We start from the raw sequence: 14,661 nt of genomic DNA on the forward strand, positions 1-14,661 counted from the left end.
CCACGAAACGCACCAAACTTGTCGGCGCGTCACCATGCCCGATTGTGGGCTGATGTCGCCGCGTTAAGCTTCCCGTCAAAGGGGAGGTTTCACCATGTTTCGTTTTGCTCTGGCCGCTCTGGCCGTTCTGCCTGTGCCGCTCTTGGCCGGGACGCTTACCGCCGTCGAAGTCGCACCGGACACCTATGCGATCGAGGGTCCCTTCGGGCAGCGCGATGCCGAGAACCTCGGCAATAACGCGACCTTCGGGCTGATCGTCACGGATGAGGGCGCGGTGCTGGTGGATGCGGGCGGCACCTACAAGGGGGCGGCGGCGCTCGACGAGGTGATCGGCACGCTGACCGATCAGCCGGTGAAATTCGTGATCGACACCGGTGGGCAGGATCACCGCTGGCTCGGCAATGGCTACTGGAAAGAGCATGGCGCCGAGATCATCACCTCGACGGATGCGCTCGCCGACCAGAAGGCCCGCGCCTCGCTGGAACTGACGATGCTCGACGCGCTGGTCGGCAAGGACGCGCTCGCCGGCACGGAGCCGGTCTACGCGGACACCACCTTCGACGAACGCTACACGCTCACCCTCGGCGGGCGCGAGATCGAGATCACCCATCCCGGCCCGGCCCACACTCCTGGCGACAGCTTCGTCTGGCTGCCTGCGGAAAAAGTGATGTTCACCGGCGATATCGTCTTCGTGGGCCGCATCCTCGGCGTGCTCGACATGTCGTCCTCGAAAGGCTGGGTCGAAGCCTTCGAGGCGATGGCCGCCTATGAGCCCACCCATGTCGTTCCCGGCCACGGCCCCGCCACCGATCTCGCGACGGCGACTCGCGACACCTATGATTACCTGACCAATCTGCGCAGCCGGATGGCCGATTATATCGATGACAGCGGCGACATCATCGGCTCGGTCGACGTGGACCAGTCGCAATTCGAATATCTCGCGGACTTCGACACGCTCGCCAAACGCAACGCGCAGGCGGTATTCAGCCAGATGGAGTGGGAATGAGCCGGGTGGACGTCGACGCCCGGGGGGCCTAGTCTGGCGGCTGCTTATGATACCGGAGCTTCGATGACCGACACCCAATATCAGGTTCTCGCCCGCAAGTACCGCCCCGAGACCTTTGCCGATCTGATCGGACAGGCACCGATGGTGCGCACGCTCAAGAACGCCTTCGCGGCCGACCGGATCGCGCAGGCCTTCATCATGACCGGGATTCGCGGCACCGGGAAAACCACCACGGCGCGGATCATCGCCAAAGGGCTGAACTGCATCGGCCCCGACGGCAACGGCACCCCCACGACCGATCCCTGCGGCGTGTGCGAACATTGCCGCGCGATCATGGAGGGCCGCCATGTCGACGTGATGGAGATGGACGCCGCCTCGCGCACCGGTGTGGGCGACATCCGCGAGATCATCGAGAGCGTGCATTACCGGGCGGCCTCGGCGCGCTACAAAGTCTATATCATCGATGAGGTTCACATGCTGTCGACGAGCGCGTTCAACGCGCTCCTGAAGACGCTCGAGGAACCGCCCGCCCATGTGAAGTTCATCTTTGCCACCACCGAGATCCGCAAGGTGCCCGTCACCGTGCTCTCGCGCTGCCAGCGCTTCGACCTGCGCCGGATCGAGCCCGAGGAGATGATCGCGCTGCTGCGCCGGATCGCCGATGCGGAAGGTGCCGAGATCGCCGATGACGCGCTCGCGCTGATCACCCGCGCCGCCGAAGGCTCCGCGCGGGATGCGACCTCGCTGCTCGATCAGGCGATCGCGCATGGCGCAGGCGAGACTACGGCGGAACAGGTCCGCGCGATGCTGGGTCTGGCCGACCGTGCCCGCGTCCTCGATCTCTTCGACATGATCCTGCACGGTCAGGCCGCCGAGGCGCTGACCGAGCTTGCCGCGCAATATGCCGACGGCGCCGATCCGATGGCGATCATGCGCGATCTGGCCGAGATCACCCATTGGGTCTCCGTCATCAAGGTCACGCCCGAAGCCGCCGAAGACCCGACCGTTCCGCCCGAGGAACGCAATCGCGGTCAGGAGATGGCGGCCGCGCTTCCGATGCGTGTGCTGTCGCGGCTCTGGCAAATGCTGCTCAAGGCGCTCGAAGAAGTCGCAGGCGCGCCCAATGCGATGATGGCGACCGAAATGGCCGTGATCCGCATGACCCATGTGGCTGACCTGCCCGACCCGGAAACGCTGATCAAGAAGATCCAGCAGGGCAACACCCAGACCCAAGCGGCAGGCCGGGGCCCCGCGCCTTCGACCGGGCCGGTGCATGGCGCGACGCTGCGCGCCCGGCGTGCCGGTGGCGGCGCTGTTGCCGCCGCCGCCCCTGCCCAACAGCACGATCCGATGGCCGACGCGCTTGCCCGTTTCGCCAGTTTCGACGACGTGGTCGACCTGATCGCCCGGATGCGCGACATGACCCTGCTGCTGGAGGTCGAGAGCAACCTGCGCCTCGTGAATTACCGCCCCGGCCGGATCGAGTTCGAACCGACCCCACAGGCCTCGCGCGACCTCGCCGCGACGCTTTCGGCAAGGCTGCAGGGCTGGACCGGCGCGCGCTGGGGCGTCTCGGTCGTCTCCGAAGGCGGCGCGCCGACCATAGCCGAGGTGAAGGCGGAAGAGCTCGCGAAGGCCGAGGCCGAGGCGATGAAGAACCCGCTGGTCGCAGAGATTTTCGCCCGCTTCCCCGGCGCGAAGATCGAAATCCTGCCCGAGGAAGACACCACCGCGATCGAGGCCGAGGCCCTGGCCGAGGTCGAAGACGAATGGGATCCCTTCGAGGAAGGCTGAGCCGCGCCGGGGGCGGTCCCGCGCGATCGCACGCGCCGTCCCTGCCGCGCCGTTTTCCCAGCTTGTCCCTTGTTCCTCCGCGCAGCGATGCGTATCTCTCACTCAAGCCAAACGTGACGGAGAAAGCGATGTTCAAGGGATTGGGCGCCATGGGCGACATGGCCAAGATGATGAAGGCCGCCAAGGAAATGCAGGAGAAGATGGGTCAGCTCCAGGAAGAGCTCAAATCCATCGTCGTCACCGGCGAGGCCGGGGCCGGTCTCGTACAGGCCCGCGCCACCGCGAAGGGCGAATTGACCGGGCTCTCCATCGATCCCTCGATCCTGCAGGCCTCCGAGAAGGAAGTCGTCGAAGACCTGATCCTCGCTGCGATCAAGGACACGCAGGAAAAGGCAAAGTTCCGCGAGCAGGAAGAGCAGAAACGCCTTCTGCGCGAATTGGGCCTGCCCGAGAACATGGACCTGCCGGTCTGATCCGATGAGCGGCGCGCGCGACGAGATAGAGGCGCTGATCGCCCTGATGGCGCGGCTGCCGGGGCTCGGCCCCCGCTCCGCCCGGCGCGCGGTGCTGCATCTGATCTCGAAACGCGCGCAGCTGATGGGCCCCTTGGCCGAGGCGATGGCGCAGGTGGCCCGCACCGCGCGCGAGTGCCAACGCTGCGGCAATATCTCCACCGCGCCGATCTGCGGCATCTGCGAAGACCCGAAACGCGCCACCGGCGAGATCTGCGTGATCGAGGATGTGGCCGATCTCTGGGCGATGGAGCGCGGCCACGCCTTCAAGGGCCGCTATCACGTCCTTGGCGGCACGCTCTCCGCGCTCGATGCGATCGGCCCGGAAGACCTTCGCATCCCCGACCTGCTCGAACGCGCCACGGAGGAAGGCATCACCGAGGTGATCCTCGCCCTCAACGCCACCGTCGAGGGTCAGACGACCGCCCATTACATCGCCGAGGCGCTCGAAGGGCGCGGCATCGCGGTCACCAGCCTCGCCCAGGGCGTGCCGATCGGGGGCGAGCTGGACTATCTCGACGACGGCACGATCCAAGCGGCGCTGCGCGCGCGTAAAAGTTTCTGACGCCCCCCCCTACCCGCCCCGAAACCGAAGTCCAAACCGATATCCCAGCGCTGAGCGCTCCTTTCGGCTTGGGAAAAATATCCCCGCCGGAGGCATCCGCCCCATGCGGCCCGCGCGCCCTCCCGGCAAGGGAGCGCCCATCGGCGGGCTCGTCGCCATTGAACCCGCCCGCGCCCGCCGTTATCACTTCCCCCAAATCCCCAACGAGAATTGCGAGCGTCGCCCCGATGATCCGCCTCTACCATGTCGCCCTCTCCCCGTTCTGCCGCAAGGTCCGCCTCACGCTCGCCGAGAAGAAGCTGGAGGTGGAACTGGTCGAGGAACGATACTGGGAGCAGCAGGCCGATTTCCTCCGTCGCAACCCGGCGGGCAAGGTGCCGGTGCTGAAGATGGACGGCATGATGATGGCCGAGAGTCAGGCGATCTGCGAATATATCGACGAGACGCATGCTGACGCGCCGCTGATGCCGCGCGATCCCGCCGCACGCTACGAGGTGCGCCGCCTGTGCTCGTGGTTCGACGACAAGTTCAACACCGAAGTCACGCAGCGGATCATGGGCGAGCGGGTCTGGAAGAAGGTCCGCAAGGAAGGATATCCGGATAGCAAGACGGTCAAGGCGGGCCTGTCCGCGATCAAGTATCACCTCGATTACATGGGCTGGCTGCTGGAGCAGCGGCGCTGGCTTGCTGGCGACGTGATGACGCTTGCGGATTTCTCTGCGGCCGCGCATCTGAGCTGCCTCGATTATATCTCCGACGTGGACTGGAACCGACAAGAGGCCGTGAAGGACTGGTATGCGAAGATCAAGTCGCGCCCGGCCTTCCGCTCGCTTCTCGCCGATCAGCTGCCCGGCATGCCGCCCGCACCGCAATATGCGGAGTTGGATTTCTGAGGGCTTCGCGCGCGCCGAGGGGGCTCTGCCCCCGCCGGCCTGCGGCGCGGCCCCCCGGGATATTTGCACCAAGGCGAAGCCATGAATGCGGAGTTGAAAGCGCGGTTGATCGAGACGGCCCTTGCCGAGGGTTTCTCGAAGGCGCGCATCACCACGCCGGACGCGATCCCGCAGGCGGCCGAGCGGCTCGCCGCCTTTGTGGGTGCGGGCATGCATGGCCAGATGGGCTGGATGGAAGAGCGGATGGGCTGGCGCGGCGATCCGGCGGCGCTGTGGTCCGAGGCGCGCTCGGTCGTGATGCTGGCCGAGACCTACACGCCCGATTACGACCCGCTGGACCTGCTGGAGGCGCGCGATCGCGGGGTGATCTCTGCCTATGCGCAAGGCAAGGATTACCATGATCTGGTGAAGAAGCGGCTCAAGCGCGTCGGGCGCTGGTTGCTCGATCAGGCACCAGAGGGCGCGGAGATCAAGGTCTTCGTCGACACCGCCCCGGTGATGGAAAAGCCCTTGGGCGAGGCGTCGGGTCTCGGCTGGCAGGGCAAGCACACCAATCTTCTCGCGCGCGATCTGGGCAGCTGGTTCTTCCTCGGCGCGATCTTCACCACGGTGGAGCTGCCGCCCGACGCGCCGGAGATCAGCCATTGCGGGTCCTGCACGGCCTGTCTCGACATCTGCCCGACCGAGGCTTTTCCTGCGCCCTACCAGCTCGACGCACGGCGCTGCATCTCCTATCTGACGATCGAGCATAAGGGCCCGATCGACGAAGAGCTGCGCGCCAAGATGGGCAATCGCATCTATGGCTGCGACGATTGTCTGGCCGTCTGCCCATGGAACAAGTTCGCCGCAGAGGCGCGGGAGGCGCGCTATCACGGCGGCGTCGGCGCGCCGCCCCTGGCAGAACTGGCCGCACTCGACGATGCCGGGTTCCGGGCGCGGTTCTCGGGCTCGCCGATCAAGCGGATCGGGCGCGACCGTTTCTTGCGCAACGTTCTTTACGCGATCGGAAATTCCGGCGATCCGGCGCTGGCCGAGGCCGCGCGCCCGCACCTGAGCGATCCCGATCCGGTGGTGGCCGAGGCCGCGCGATGGGCTCTTGATCGGCTCGAGCGCGTCGCATGACGAAACCGATTGCCCCGGTCCCGTCGCGGCCTATCTCATCGCGGTCATGATGCCCGTCACCACCCAGACCCCTCGCCCGCTCCTTGGAATCGCGCTGAAGCTCGGCACGGTTACGGGTTTCGTCATCATGCAGGCACTGATCAAATCGGTCTCCGACCGAGTGCCACCGGGCGAGGCAGTGTTCTTCCGCTCTTTCTTCGGCATTGTGCCGATAATGTTGTGGCTTCTGTGGCGCAAGGAATTGCAGGGCGGGCTGCGGGTCGAGAGGCCGGTAAACCATGTCCTGCGCGGGGTGGTGGGAACCACCGCGATGGCGCTGAGCTTCGCCGCGCTGGCCTTCCTGCCGTTGCCCGAGGCGACCGCTCTGGGCTATGCAGCGCCGCTGCTGACGGTCGTCTTCGCGGCGCTCTTGCTGGGCGAGACGGTGCGGATCTTCCGCTTCTCGGCGGTCGGGCTGGGGATGGTCGGTGTTCTGATCGTGCTGTGGCCCCGGCTGGGCGGCAGCGGACCCGAAGGCGGGGCGGAGGCGCTTGGCGCGGGGCTGGCGCTTGCGGGGGCCACCTGCGCGGCGCTGGCGCAGATCCAGATCCGCCGCATGGTCGGCTCCGAGCGCACCTCGGCGATCGTGTTCTGGTTCTCCTGCACCGCCTCGGTGCTCTCACTGGCCTCGCTGCCCTTCGGCTGGGTGATGCCGACAGCGTGGGAAGCGACACTCCTGATCCTCGCGGGGCTGATCGGCGGCACCGGGCAGATCATGCTGACCTCGGCCTATCGCTTCGCCGATGCCTCGCTGGTGGCCCCCTTCGATTACGCCTCGATGTTGCTGGCGCTGGTGATCGGCTATACGGTCTTCTCGGAAGTGCCGAGCCATGCCACCTTGGCGGGGGCTGCGCTGATCATCGTCGCTGGCATCGCGATCATTCTGCGCGAGCACTGGCTTGGGCTGGAGCGCAAGCGCGCCCGCAAGGCCGCGACGCCGCAGGGCTGAGCGCCGATCCGCCCGCGACAAAAAATCTCCTGTCATTGAAACACGACTCGGTCGAACCGTGTTATACTTAAAGGATCAGAGGCGATGACGAGAGGAGGAAGACATGTCCCGTCACATCATCGACCGCGCCGAACTCAAGGCCGAAGGGCCGCGCGTGAAGCGGTTTCTCGAACTGCAGCGGCGCGAAGGTATCCACCCGGCAATCAAGGAGCTCAGCAAGCGTGGGCGGCCGGATAACGGCGCGCGCATGAAACAGTTCCTGCGCATCGAACGGAACGAAGTCACCTGACCGTCCTGTCAGCGCTCGAGAGCATCGAAAACGCCAAAGGGCGTGCCGTCAAGCACGCCCTTCTGTTTTCTCAAAGCGTTACGTGGATCAGGTGCGCACGAGCTTTTCGTAGGTTTCTGCGATGTCGCGGGTCAGCGCGCCGACCTCGAAGTTGAACTCGCGGATCTGGCTGACCGGGGTCACCTCGGCGGCGGTTCCGGTGAGCCAGCACTGCTCGAACTCGGCCAGTTCAGTCGGCTCGATCAGGCGCTCGTGCACCTTGATACCCTTCTCTTCCAGCAGCCCGATCACCGTACGCCGCGTGATCCCGTTGAGGAAGACGTCAGCCTTGGGCGTGTGCACCTCGCCGTCCTTCACGAAGAAGATGTTCGCGCCGGTCGCCTCGGCGACGTAGCCACGCCAATCCATGAACAGCGCATCCGAGAAGCCGCGATCTTCGGCGGCGTGCTTCGACATGGTGCAGATCATGTAGAGACCGGCGGCCTTGGCCTCGGCCGGGATCGTGCGCGGGTCGGGGCGACGCCATTTCGCGATGTCGAGCTTGGCGCCCTTCATCTTCGCGTCCCCGTAATAGTTGCCCCATTCCCAGCCGGCGATCGCCAGACGCACGGGGTTCTTGCGCGCCGAGACGCCCATATCCTCGCCCGCGCCACGCCATGCGACCGCGCGCACATAGGCGTCGGTCCAGCCATTGGCCTTCAGCATGTCGTATTTCGCCTTCTCGATCTCTTCGACCGAATAGGGGATTTCCATATCGAGCAGCTGCGCCGACTTCCGCAGGCGGGCGGAATGCTCTTCGCCTTTGAAAATCTTGCCGTTGTAGCAACGTTCGCCTTCAAAGACGGAGGACGCGTAATGCAGCGCGTGGGTCAGGATGTGGACATTGGCGTCGCGCCAATCCACAAGCTGTCCATCCATCCAGATCTTGCCGTCACGATCCTCATACGAGCCCGACATCTTACTCTCCTTGCAGCCACGCCAATTTACGATTATTGCGCAATCTACGTCCGAAGTGGACATTTTCTTGCGCGAAAACTGCTTTGCGGTAACAGTTGAGTCTTGGAAAGTCAACAAGGCTGACATAAAGTCACGCAAAAGAGAGGGACGATATGGCAGATAGCGGCAGCCCCGGGGGCGAGACACTTCTTTTCCTGACGGACGAGCAATTGCGCAAGGGCATCGAAGCGATGTTCTTCGCCTATCGCGCCTTTACCGCCGACCCTGACCGACTGCTCGAAGAATACGGCTACGGACGCGCGCATCACCGTGCGCTGCATTTCATCAACCGCCAGCCGGGGCTGACGGTGACGACGCTGCTCGCAGTTCTGGGCGTAACCAAGCAATCACTGAACCGGGTGCTGCGCACGCTGATCGAGGACGGGCTGGTGGAAAGCCGCGTCGGTGTCCGCGACAAGCGCGAGCGGCGATTGCATCTGACGGCCGAGGGCGAGACGCTGGAACGTGCACTGTCCGAGGCGCAGCGGGGGCGAATGCGCTCTGCCTATCGCGCGGCGGGGCCGCAGGCGGTGGCGGGTTTCCGGCAGGTGCTCGAGGCGATGATGGGCCCCGATCTGCACAAGCTCTATCAAATGATGAAAGACGACTGATGCCCTACTCGGCCGAACCTCATCTGCTTATCGTCGACGATGACGAACGCATCCGGACGCTGCTGAAAAGCTTTTTGCAGCGACACGGCTTTCTCGTCACCGCGGCGCGCGACGCGGGCCATGCGCGCTCGTTGCTGGCGGGGCTGGAGTTCAATCTGATCGTGATGGATGTGATGATGCCGGGCGAAGACGGGCTCAGCCTGACCCGTGACCTGCGCGGCAGATCGGTAAGCACGCCGATCCTGCTGCTGACCGCACGGGGCGAGACGCGCGAGCGGATCGAGGGGCTCGAAGCCGGCGCCGACGACTATCTCGCAAAGCCGTTCGAGCCGAAGGAACTGCTGCTGCGGATCAACGCGATCCTGCGCCGGGTTCCGCAGGAAACCGAGAGCGGCCCGAAATACCTCTCGCTGGGGCCGCTGAAATACGATCAGGACCGGGGCGAGCTGTGGGATGGCGACAGGCCGGTGAAGCTGACCGCGACAGAGGTGCAGTTGATGCGCATCTTCGCGACTCATGCGGGCGACGTGGTCAGCCGCACGGAATTGATCGAGGAACTGGGCCGCGAGCGGGGCAATGGCGAAGAAGGCGGAGGCGACCGGGCGGTCGATGTGCAGATCACACGCCTGCGCCGCAAGATAGAGCGCGACCCGCGCGAACCCCGCTACCTGCAGACGGTGCGCGGTCTGGGCTACATGCTCGCGCCCGACTGAGCGGAGGCGGACACTACATCTTGATTGCGCCTCGCAGTGGCATGGCAGGCGGCGGTTCTGGTCAGTTCACGCTAAAGCATGTGAAACTTTTCCATGTTCAAAACGCCACGAATCGCTTTTCCTCAATCGGGAGCGGCATTTGTGCATTGAACTTGCCGGGCGGCCCCCTTCCCCGGCACGCACGGCCATTGACCCGGGGTGATCTGTTGCAAGAGCGACATTTAACTGCCCCTCAGCACAAATTCAGTTGATTGTGTTCTGGACTGACAAATTCGTGATTGGTATGAGAGCGGCCATGTTTGGCGGCACCGCGCGACGTGCCCCGGCACGTCACTATCGGCCCCCTCGCGGGCCCGGGAAGGAGAGACAACGTGTCCCACGCAGATAATAACGCAGGCACCCGGAGGGATTTCCTCTACTACGCCACCGCCGGCACCGGCGCGGTGGTGACCGGCGCGGCCGTCTGGCCGCTGGTGAACCAGATGAATGCATCGGCCGACGTCAAGGCGCTCTCGTCGATCTTCGTCGACGTTTCCGGCGTCGAGCTCGGCACGCAGCTCACGGTGAAATGGCGCGGCAAGCCGGTCTTCATCCGCCGCCGCACCGAAGAGGAAATTCAATACGCCCGCGAGGTTCCGCTGTCCGAGCTGGTCGACACCTCGGCCGAGAACGCGAACAAACCGGGCGCCGAGGCGACCGACCAGAACCGCACCCTCGACGAGGCAGGCGAATGGCTGGTGATGATCGGCGTGTGCACCCACCTGGGCTGCGTGCCGATCGGCAACGAGTCGGGCGATTACCACGGCTGGTTCTGCCCCTGCCACGGGTCGCATTACGACTCCGCCGGCCGGATCCGCAAAGGTCCTGCCCCGCGCAACCTGAACATCCCGGTGGCCCAGTTCACCGATGACACCACGATCAAACTGGGCTGAGGAGGCAGTTAGATGTCGGGCATTCCCCACGACCATTACGAGCCCAAGACGGGCTTCGAAAAGTGGACGCACAAGCGTCTTCCCATCATCGGGCTGATCTACGACACGATCATGATCCCCACCCCCAAGAACCTGAACTGGTGGTGGATCTGGGGCATCGTGCTGGCGTTCTGCCTCGTGCTGCAGATCGTCACCGGCATCGTTCTGGTGATGCATTACACCCCGCATGTCGACCTGGCCTTCGCCTCGGTCGAGCACATCATGCGCGACGTGAATGGCGGCTACATGCTGCGCTACATCCACGCGAACGGCGCCTCGCTGTTCTTCCTCGCCGTCTATATCCACATTTTCCGCGGCCTTTATTACGGCTCCTACAAGGCGCCCCGCGAGATCACCTGGATCATCGGCATGATCATCTATCTGTGCATGATGGGCACGGCGTTCATGGGTTACGTTCTGCCCTGGGGCCAGATGTCCTTCTGGGGCGCGACCGTGATCACCGGCCTGTTCGGCGCGATCCCGGGCATCGGCGAGTCGATCCAGGCCTGGCTGCTCGGCGGCCCGGCGGTGGACAACGCGACGCTGAACCGCTTCTTCTCGCTGCACTACCTGCTGCCCTTCGTGATCGCAGCCCTGGTGATCGTGCATATCTGGGCCTTCCACACCACGGGCAACAACAACCCGACGGGCGTTCCGGTCCGCACCGGCTCGAAAGCGGAAGCGGAGAAGGACACCCTGCCCTTCTGGCCCTATTTCGTGATCAAGGACCTGTTCGCGCTCGCCGTGATCCTGCTGGTCTTCTCGGCTGTCGTGGGCTTCATGCCGAACTACCTCGGCCACCCCGACAACTACATCGAGGCGAACCCGCTGGCGACGCCCGCACACATCGTGCCCGAATGGTACTTCCTGCCGTTTTACGCGATCCTGCGCGCCTTCACCTCGGACGTCTGGGCCGTGATGTTCGTCAACTGGATCACCTTCGGTATCGTCGACGCCAAGTTCTTCGGCGTGCTCGCGATGTTCGGCGCGATCCTCGTGATGGCGCTGGCCCCGTGGCTCGACACCTCGAAGGTGCGTTCGGGCTCGTACCGCCCGATGTTCAAATGGTGGTTCTGGCTGCTGGCGATCGACTTCATGGTGCTGATGTGGGTGGGCGCGATGCCGACCGACGGGATTTATCCCTACATCTCGCTGATCGGCGCGACCTACTGGTTCGTCTATTTCCTCGTGATCCTGCCGCTCTTGGGCCTGATCGAGAAGCCGCAAGCGATGCCGGCGACGATCGAGGAAGACTTCAACCACCACTACAATATCAAACCGGCTGAATGAGTAAGGAAGAGGGACACAAAATGAAACATCTTCTGATCTCTGCCCTCTCGGCGCTGGTGATCGGGGCGAGCACCCTGGTGAACCCGGCGGTGGCGGCCGAAGGCGGCCATATCGAGGATATCAGCTTCTCCTTCGAGGGCCCCTTCGGGACCTTCGACCAGCAGCAGCTGCGTCGCGGCTTCCAGGTCTACCGGGAGGTCTGCTCGGCCTGCCACGGGCTGCGCTACGTCGCGTTCCGCACGCTGGCGGATCAGGGCGGCCCGATGATGGACCCGGCTTGGGTGCGTGCCTACGCGGCCGAGTTCACCGTGATGGACAAGGAAACCGGCGAAGAGCGCCCCGGCAAGGAGACGGACCACTTCCCGTTCATCTCCGGCATGGGCATGGGTCCGGACCTGTCGCTGATGGCGAAAGCGCGCGCGGGCTTCCACGGCCCCTACGGCCTCGGCATCAACCAGTTCTTCCGCGGCATCGGTGGCCCCGAATACATCCACGCGGTGCTCACCGGCTTCACCGGCGAGGAAAAGGAAGAAGCGGGCTCGATCTTCTACGAGAACCACGCCTTCCCGGGTGGCTGGATCGCGATGCCCCCTCCGCTCTCGGAAGACCTCATCGAGTATGAGGACGGCACGCCCGCAACCGTCGACCAGATGGCCCGGGACGTCTCCGCATTCCTGATGTGGACGGCCGAACCGAAGCTGGAATCGCGCAAGCGCTGGGGCTTCGTGGCGGTGATGATGCTGATCGTGCTGAGCACGCTGCTTTACCTGACCAACAAGAAGCTCTGGGCGCCCCACAAGGGTAAGCAGTTCGATCTGTAAGCCTGGGTCCGACCTGCTAGACTGATGAACGCCCCCTCGCCCGCGAGGGGGCGTTTTCCATTTCCCGGAGCCGCCCGATGTCTATCCCGCCGCCAGGCTTTGCGCCGCTGCCCGACCCGCCCTATTACGCGGTGATCTTCGCCTCTCTCCGCGGTGCACCCGACGACGCATATGGCGCGATGGCCGCGGAGATGGCCGCGCTTGCCGCCCAGCAGCCCGGCTATCTCGGGGTGGAAAGCGCACGCGACGGGACAGGCTTCGGCCTCACCGTCAGCTACTGGGCCGACGAGACCGCTCTGATTGCGTGGAAGGCGGTGGCGAAGCACCAGCTCGCCCAACGCCTCGGCAAGGATCGCTGGTATCTCCACTACGCGCTGCGCGTCGCCAAGGTCGAACGCCAGTATGACGGTCCGGAGGGGCGCTGAACCGCGCCTGCCGCTGACGCCGCGCAATGCGGTTGCGCTCTTGGATGTCGGGGGCAAGCGGGCTATCTGGAAGGGGACACGAGGAGTAACAATGCCCGACATTTCCGACCTGCCGCATATCAGCCCCGCCTCCCGCGCCCCGCGTCTGTGCGTGCTGATCGACGCCGATAACGTGCCCGCCGGATATGCCGAAGCGATCTTCGAAGAGATCGCCTCGCTCGGCGAAGCCTCGGTGCGCCGGATCTACGGCGACTGGTCGGCGCAGCGCCTCGCGGGCTGGGCCAAGCGCGTCGCCGAACTCGGCCTCGTCGCGGATCAGCAATTTGCCAATACCAAGGGGAAGAACGCCTCCGATATCGGCCTCGTCATCGCGGCGATGGATTTCCTGCATTCCGACCTGTTCGATGGTTTCGTGCTGGTCTCCTCGGACAGCGACTTCACCCGCCTCGCCGCTCGCATCCGCGAACAGGGGCTCGATGTCTACGGCATCGGCGAGCAGAAGACCCCCGAAGCCTTCCGCAAGGCCTGTAAACGCTTCATCTATGTCGAGAACCTCGGCAATGGCGAGAGCACCGCGGAGACCGCGACCAAGCCCGCCTCGGACAAGACCAGTGCCGCCGCCCCGAAATCCTCGAGTGGCAAGCAGGAGCCGAAGGCCGCGATCCCGATCATCGTCAACGCGATGAAGGCGATCGGTCTGGAAGAGGAATGGTATTCGCTGGGCCAGCTCGGTCAGTTCATCACGCAGGCAAACCCGGATTTCGACACCCGCACCTATGGCAGCGCGAAACTTTCCGACCTGCTGATCAAGACGGGCCGTTTCCAGCTGCAGCGCGGCGAAGGCAATCAGTGGATGGTGCGCGATCTGGCCTGATCGGGCCAGATCGGTCCGCGCTCAGGTGGGGACGCCGTAGCGCGCAAGGAACATCGCGACCGCGCCGCGGATCACGCGCTCTTTCTCTTCACGGCTGAAGCTGTCGCAAATCCCGAACAGCAGCTTCGGATGCAGTTCCGACTTGCACAGCTCGATGAACAGATAAGCGGCGAGGTCGATATCGTCGATCACCAGCTCGCCCCGCTCCACCGCGCAGCGCAGGTAATCCATCAGCAATTCGTGCACCAGCGCCGGCCCCGCCGCGTAAAAGGCGCGGCCAAGCTCGGGGAACCGCTCGGATTCGGAAACGCAGAGCCGATAGAGCCCTTCGTTCATCTTGCAGCTCATCGACTCGACGATCTGCGACGCGGCAAGCGAAAGCACCACTTCGGGGGCTGCGCCGAAATCGATCGTGGCGACGGCGCTGTCCGTCTGCTCTTTCAGTTGCGAGCGCACGACTTCGACGAACATCAGCCGTTTGTCCGGGAAATAGCTGTAGAGCGTGGCTTTCGACACGCCCGCTTCCTTGGCGATATCGTCGACCGAGGCCCCGTCGAACCCGTCGCGCAGAAAGATCGTGCGCGCGCCTTCGAGCACCTGGTCGAATTTGCGTCCGCGATTGATCTGATCTGCCTGCGACATCTGTCCTCCGGTTCCGGGAAACGACCCCCCGGGGTCCGCAGAATAAACCGCGCGGTTTATATCCCGCAAGGTCGCACAACGTCACGTCATGGCGGCACGCGCGCGGCAATCCGCTAAAGCTCCCGCCCTGTTTCGGCTTGGCACCAAAT

17 protein-coding genes are annotated in these 14,661 nt (G+C 64.5%); 15 read left to right on the top strand and 2 right to left on the bottom strand.

All coding sequences use genetic code 11. The annotated features are described in order from the left end of the window. The first annotated feature begins 94 nt into the window (after nt 1-94). The 8 genes from B6V72_RS14315 to B6V72_RS14350 all read left to right on the top strand — a co-directional run bounded on the left by B6V72_RS14315 (nt 95) and on the right by B6V72_RS14350 (nt 7,169). Nucleotides 95-1,006, top strand: coding sequence for an MBL fold metallo-hydrolase (locus B6V72_RS14315; RefSeq protein ID WP_088735856.1), 912 nt, complete (start codon nt 95-97; stop codon nt 1,004-1,006). A gap of 63 nt (nt 1,007-1,069) precedes the next feature. Continuing rightward, a complete protein-coding gene (locus tag B6V72_RS14320; protein WP_075775690.1) occupies nt 1,070-2,800 on the top strand; it encodes a DNA polymerase III subunit gamma/tau in 1,731 nt (576 codons plus the stop codon). A 128-nt stretch (nt 2,801-2,928) separates the two neighbouring features. Continuing rightward, complete coding sequence (locus B6V72_RS14325; protein ID WP_075775691.1) at nt 2,929-3,273, top strand: YbaB/EbfC family nucleoid-associated protein; 345 nt, start codon at nt 2,929-2,931, stop codon at nt 3,271-3,273. Nucleotides 3,274-3,277: 4 nt separating this feature from the next. Then, nucleotides 3,278-3,877: a recombination mediator RecR gene (gene recR, locus B6V72_RS14330; RefSeq protein WP_088735857.1), complete on the top strand. Its 600-nt coding sequence runs from the start codon at nt 3,278-3,280 to the stop codon at nt 3,875-3,877. A 227-nt stretch (nt 3,878-4,104) separates the two neighbouring features. Beyond that, nucleotides 4,105-4,770 (top strand): glutathione S-transferase family protein, encoded by a 666-nt coding sequence (locus B6V72_RS14335; protein ID WP_075775693.1) that lies wholly within the window; start codon nt 4,105-4,107, stop codon nt 4,768-4,770. 81 nt (nt 4,771-4,851) lie between these two features. Next, nucleotides 4,852-5,892, top strand: a complete 1,041-nt coding sequence (queG, locus tag B6V72_RS14340) for a tRNA epoxyqueuosine(34) reductase QueG (protein ID WP_088720152.1) — start codon at nt 4,852-4,854, stop codon at nt 5,890-5,892. A gap of 46 nt (nt 5,893-5,938) precedes the next feature. Next, a complete protein-coding gene (locus B6V72_RS14345; protein ID WP_088735902.1) occupies nt 5,939-6,880 on the top strand; it encodes a DMT family transporter in 942 nt (313 codons plus the stop codon). A gap of 103 nt (nt 6,881-6,983) precedes the next feature. Next, nucleotides 6,984-7,169, top strand: coding sequence for a hypothetical protein (locus tag B6V72_RS14350; RefSeq protein WP_075775695.1), 186 nt, complete (start codon nt 6,984-6,986; stop codon nt 7,167-7,169). A gap of 87 nt (nt 7,170-7,256) precedes the next feature. On the opposite strand, the gene B6V72_RS14355 is transcribed toward B6V72_RS14350, so the two are convergent. Beyond that, the gene (locus B6V72_RS14355) at nt 7,257-8,126 is read right to left on the bottom strand and encodes a branched-chain amino acid aminotransferase (protein ID WP_075775696.1); all 870 of its coding nucleotides are present in this window, start codon (nt 8,124-8,126) and stop codon (nt 7,257-7,259) included. A 152-nt stretch (nt 8,127-8,278) separates the two neighbouring features. On the opposite strand from B6V72_RS14355, the gene B6V72_RS14360 reads away from it, so the two are divergent. The 7 genes from B6V72_RS14360 (at nt 8,279) to B6V72_RS14390 (ending at nt 13,870) form a co-directional block, all read left to right on the top strand. Beyond that, nucleotides 8,279-8,776, top strand: coding sequence for a MarR family transcriptional regulator (locus B6V72_RS14360; protein ID WP_088735858.1), 498 nt, complete (start codon nt 8,279-8,281; stop codon nt 8,774-8,776). Then, nucleotides 8,776-9,489, top strand: a complete 714-nt coding sequence (locus B6V72_RS14365; RefSeq protein ID WP_088735859.1) for a response regulator transcription factor — start codon at nt 8,776-8,778, stop codon at nt 9,487-9,489. Before B6V72_RS14360 ends, B6V72_RS14365 begins: the two co-directional genes overlap by 1 nt. A 371-nt stretch (nt 9,490-9,860) precedes the next feature. After that, nucleotides 9,861-10,421: a ubiquinol-cytochrome c reductase iron-sulfur subunit gene (gene petA / locus B6V72_RS14370; RefSeq protein ID WP_075775699.1), complete on the top strand. Its 561-nt coding sequence runs from the start codon at nt 9,861-9,863 to the stop codon at nt 10,419-10,421. A 12-nt stretch (nt 10,422-10,433) separates the two neighbouring features. Further along, nucleotides 10,434-11,750, top strand: a complete 1,317-nt coding sequence (gene petB / locus B6V72_RS14375; RefSeq protein ID WP_075775700.1) for a cytochrome b — start codon at nt 10,434-10,436, stop codon at nt 11,748-11,750. A 20-nt stretch (nt 11,751-11,770) separates the two neighbouring features. Continuing rightward, nucleotides 11,771-12,571: a cytochrome c1 gene (locus tag B6V72_RS14380; protein WP_075775701.1), complete on the top strand. Its 801-nt coding sequence runs from the start codon at nt 11,771-11,773 to the stop codon at nt 12,569-12,571. Between the two features lie 77 nt (nt 12,572-12,648). Then, nucleotides 12,649-12,996 carry an antibiotic biosynthesis monooxygenase gene (locus B6V72_RS14385; RefSeq protein WP_088735860.1) on the top strand — a complete coding sequence of 116 codons (348 nt, stop codon included), beginning with the start codon at nt 12,649-12,651 and terminating at the stop codon, nt 12,994-12,996. 91 nt (nt 12,997-13,087) lie between these two features. Beyond that, nucleotides 13,088-13,870 (top strand): NYN domain-containing protein, encoded by a 783-nt coding sequence (locus tag B6V72_RS14390; RefSeq protein ID WP_075775703.1) that lies wholly within the window; start codon nt 13,088-13,090, stop codon nt 13,868-13,870. A gap of 21 nt (nt 13,871-13,891) precedes the next feature. Here the strand turns inward: B6V72_RS14390 and B6V72_RS14395 are convergent, their stop codons facing one another. Next, nucleotides 13,892-14,512, bottom strand: a complete 621-nt coding sequence (locus B6V72_RS14395; protein ID WP_075775704.1) for a TetR/AcrR family transcriptional regulator — start codon at nt 14,510-14,512, stop codon at nt 13,892-13,894. Nucleotides 14,513-14,661 lie beyond the last annotated feature (149 nt).

Source organism: Thioclava sp. F34-6 (assembly GCF_002213235.1).
Taxonomy (GTDB): Bacteria; Pseudomonadota; Alphaproteobacteria; order Rhodobacterales; family Rhodobacteraceae; genus Thioclava; species Thioclava nitratireducens.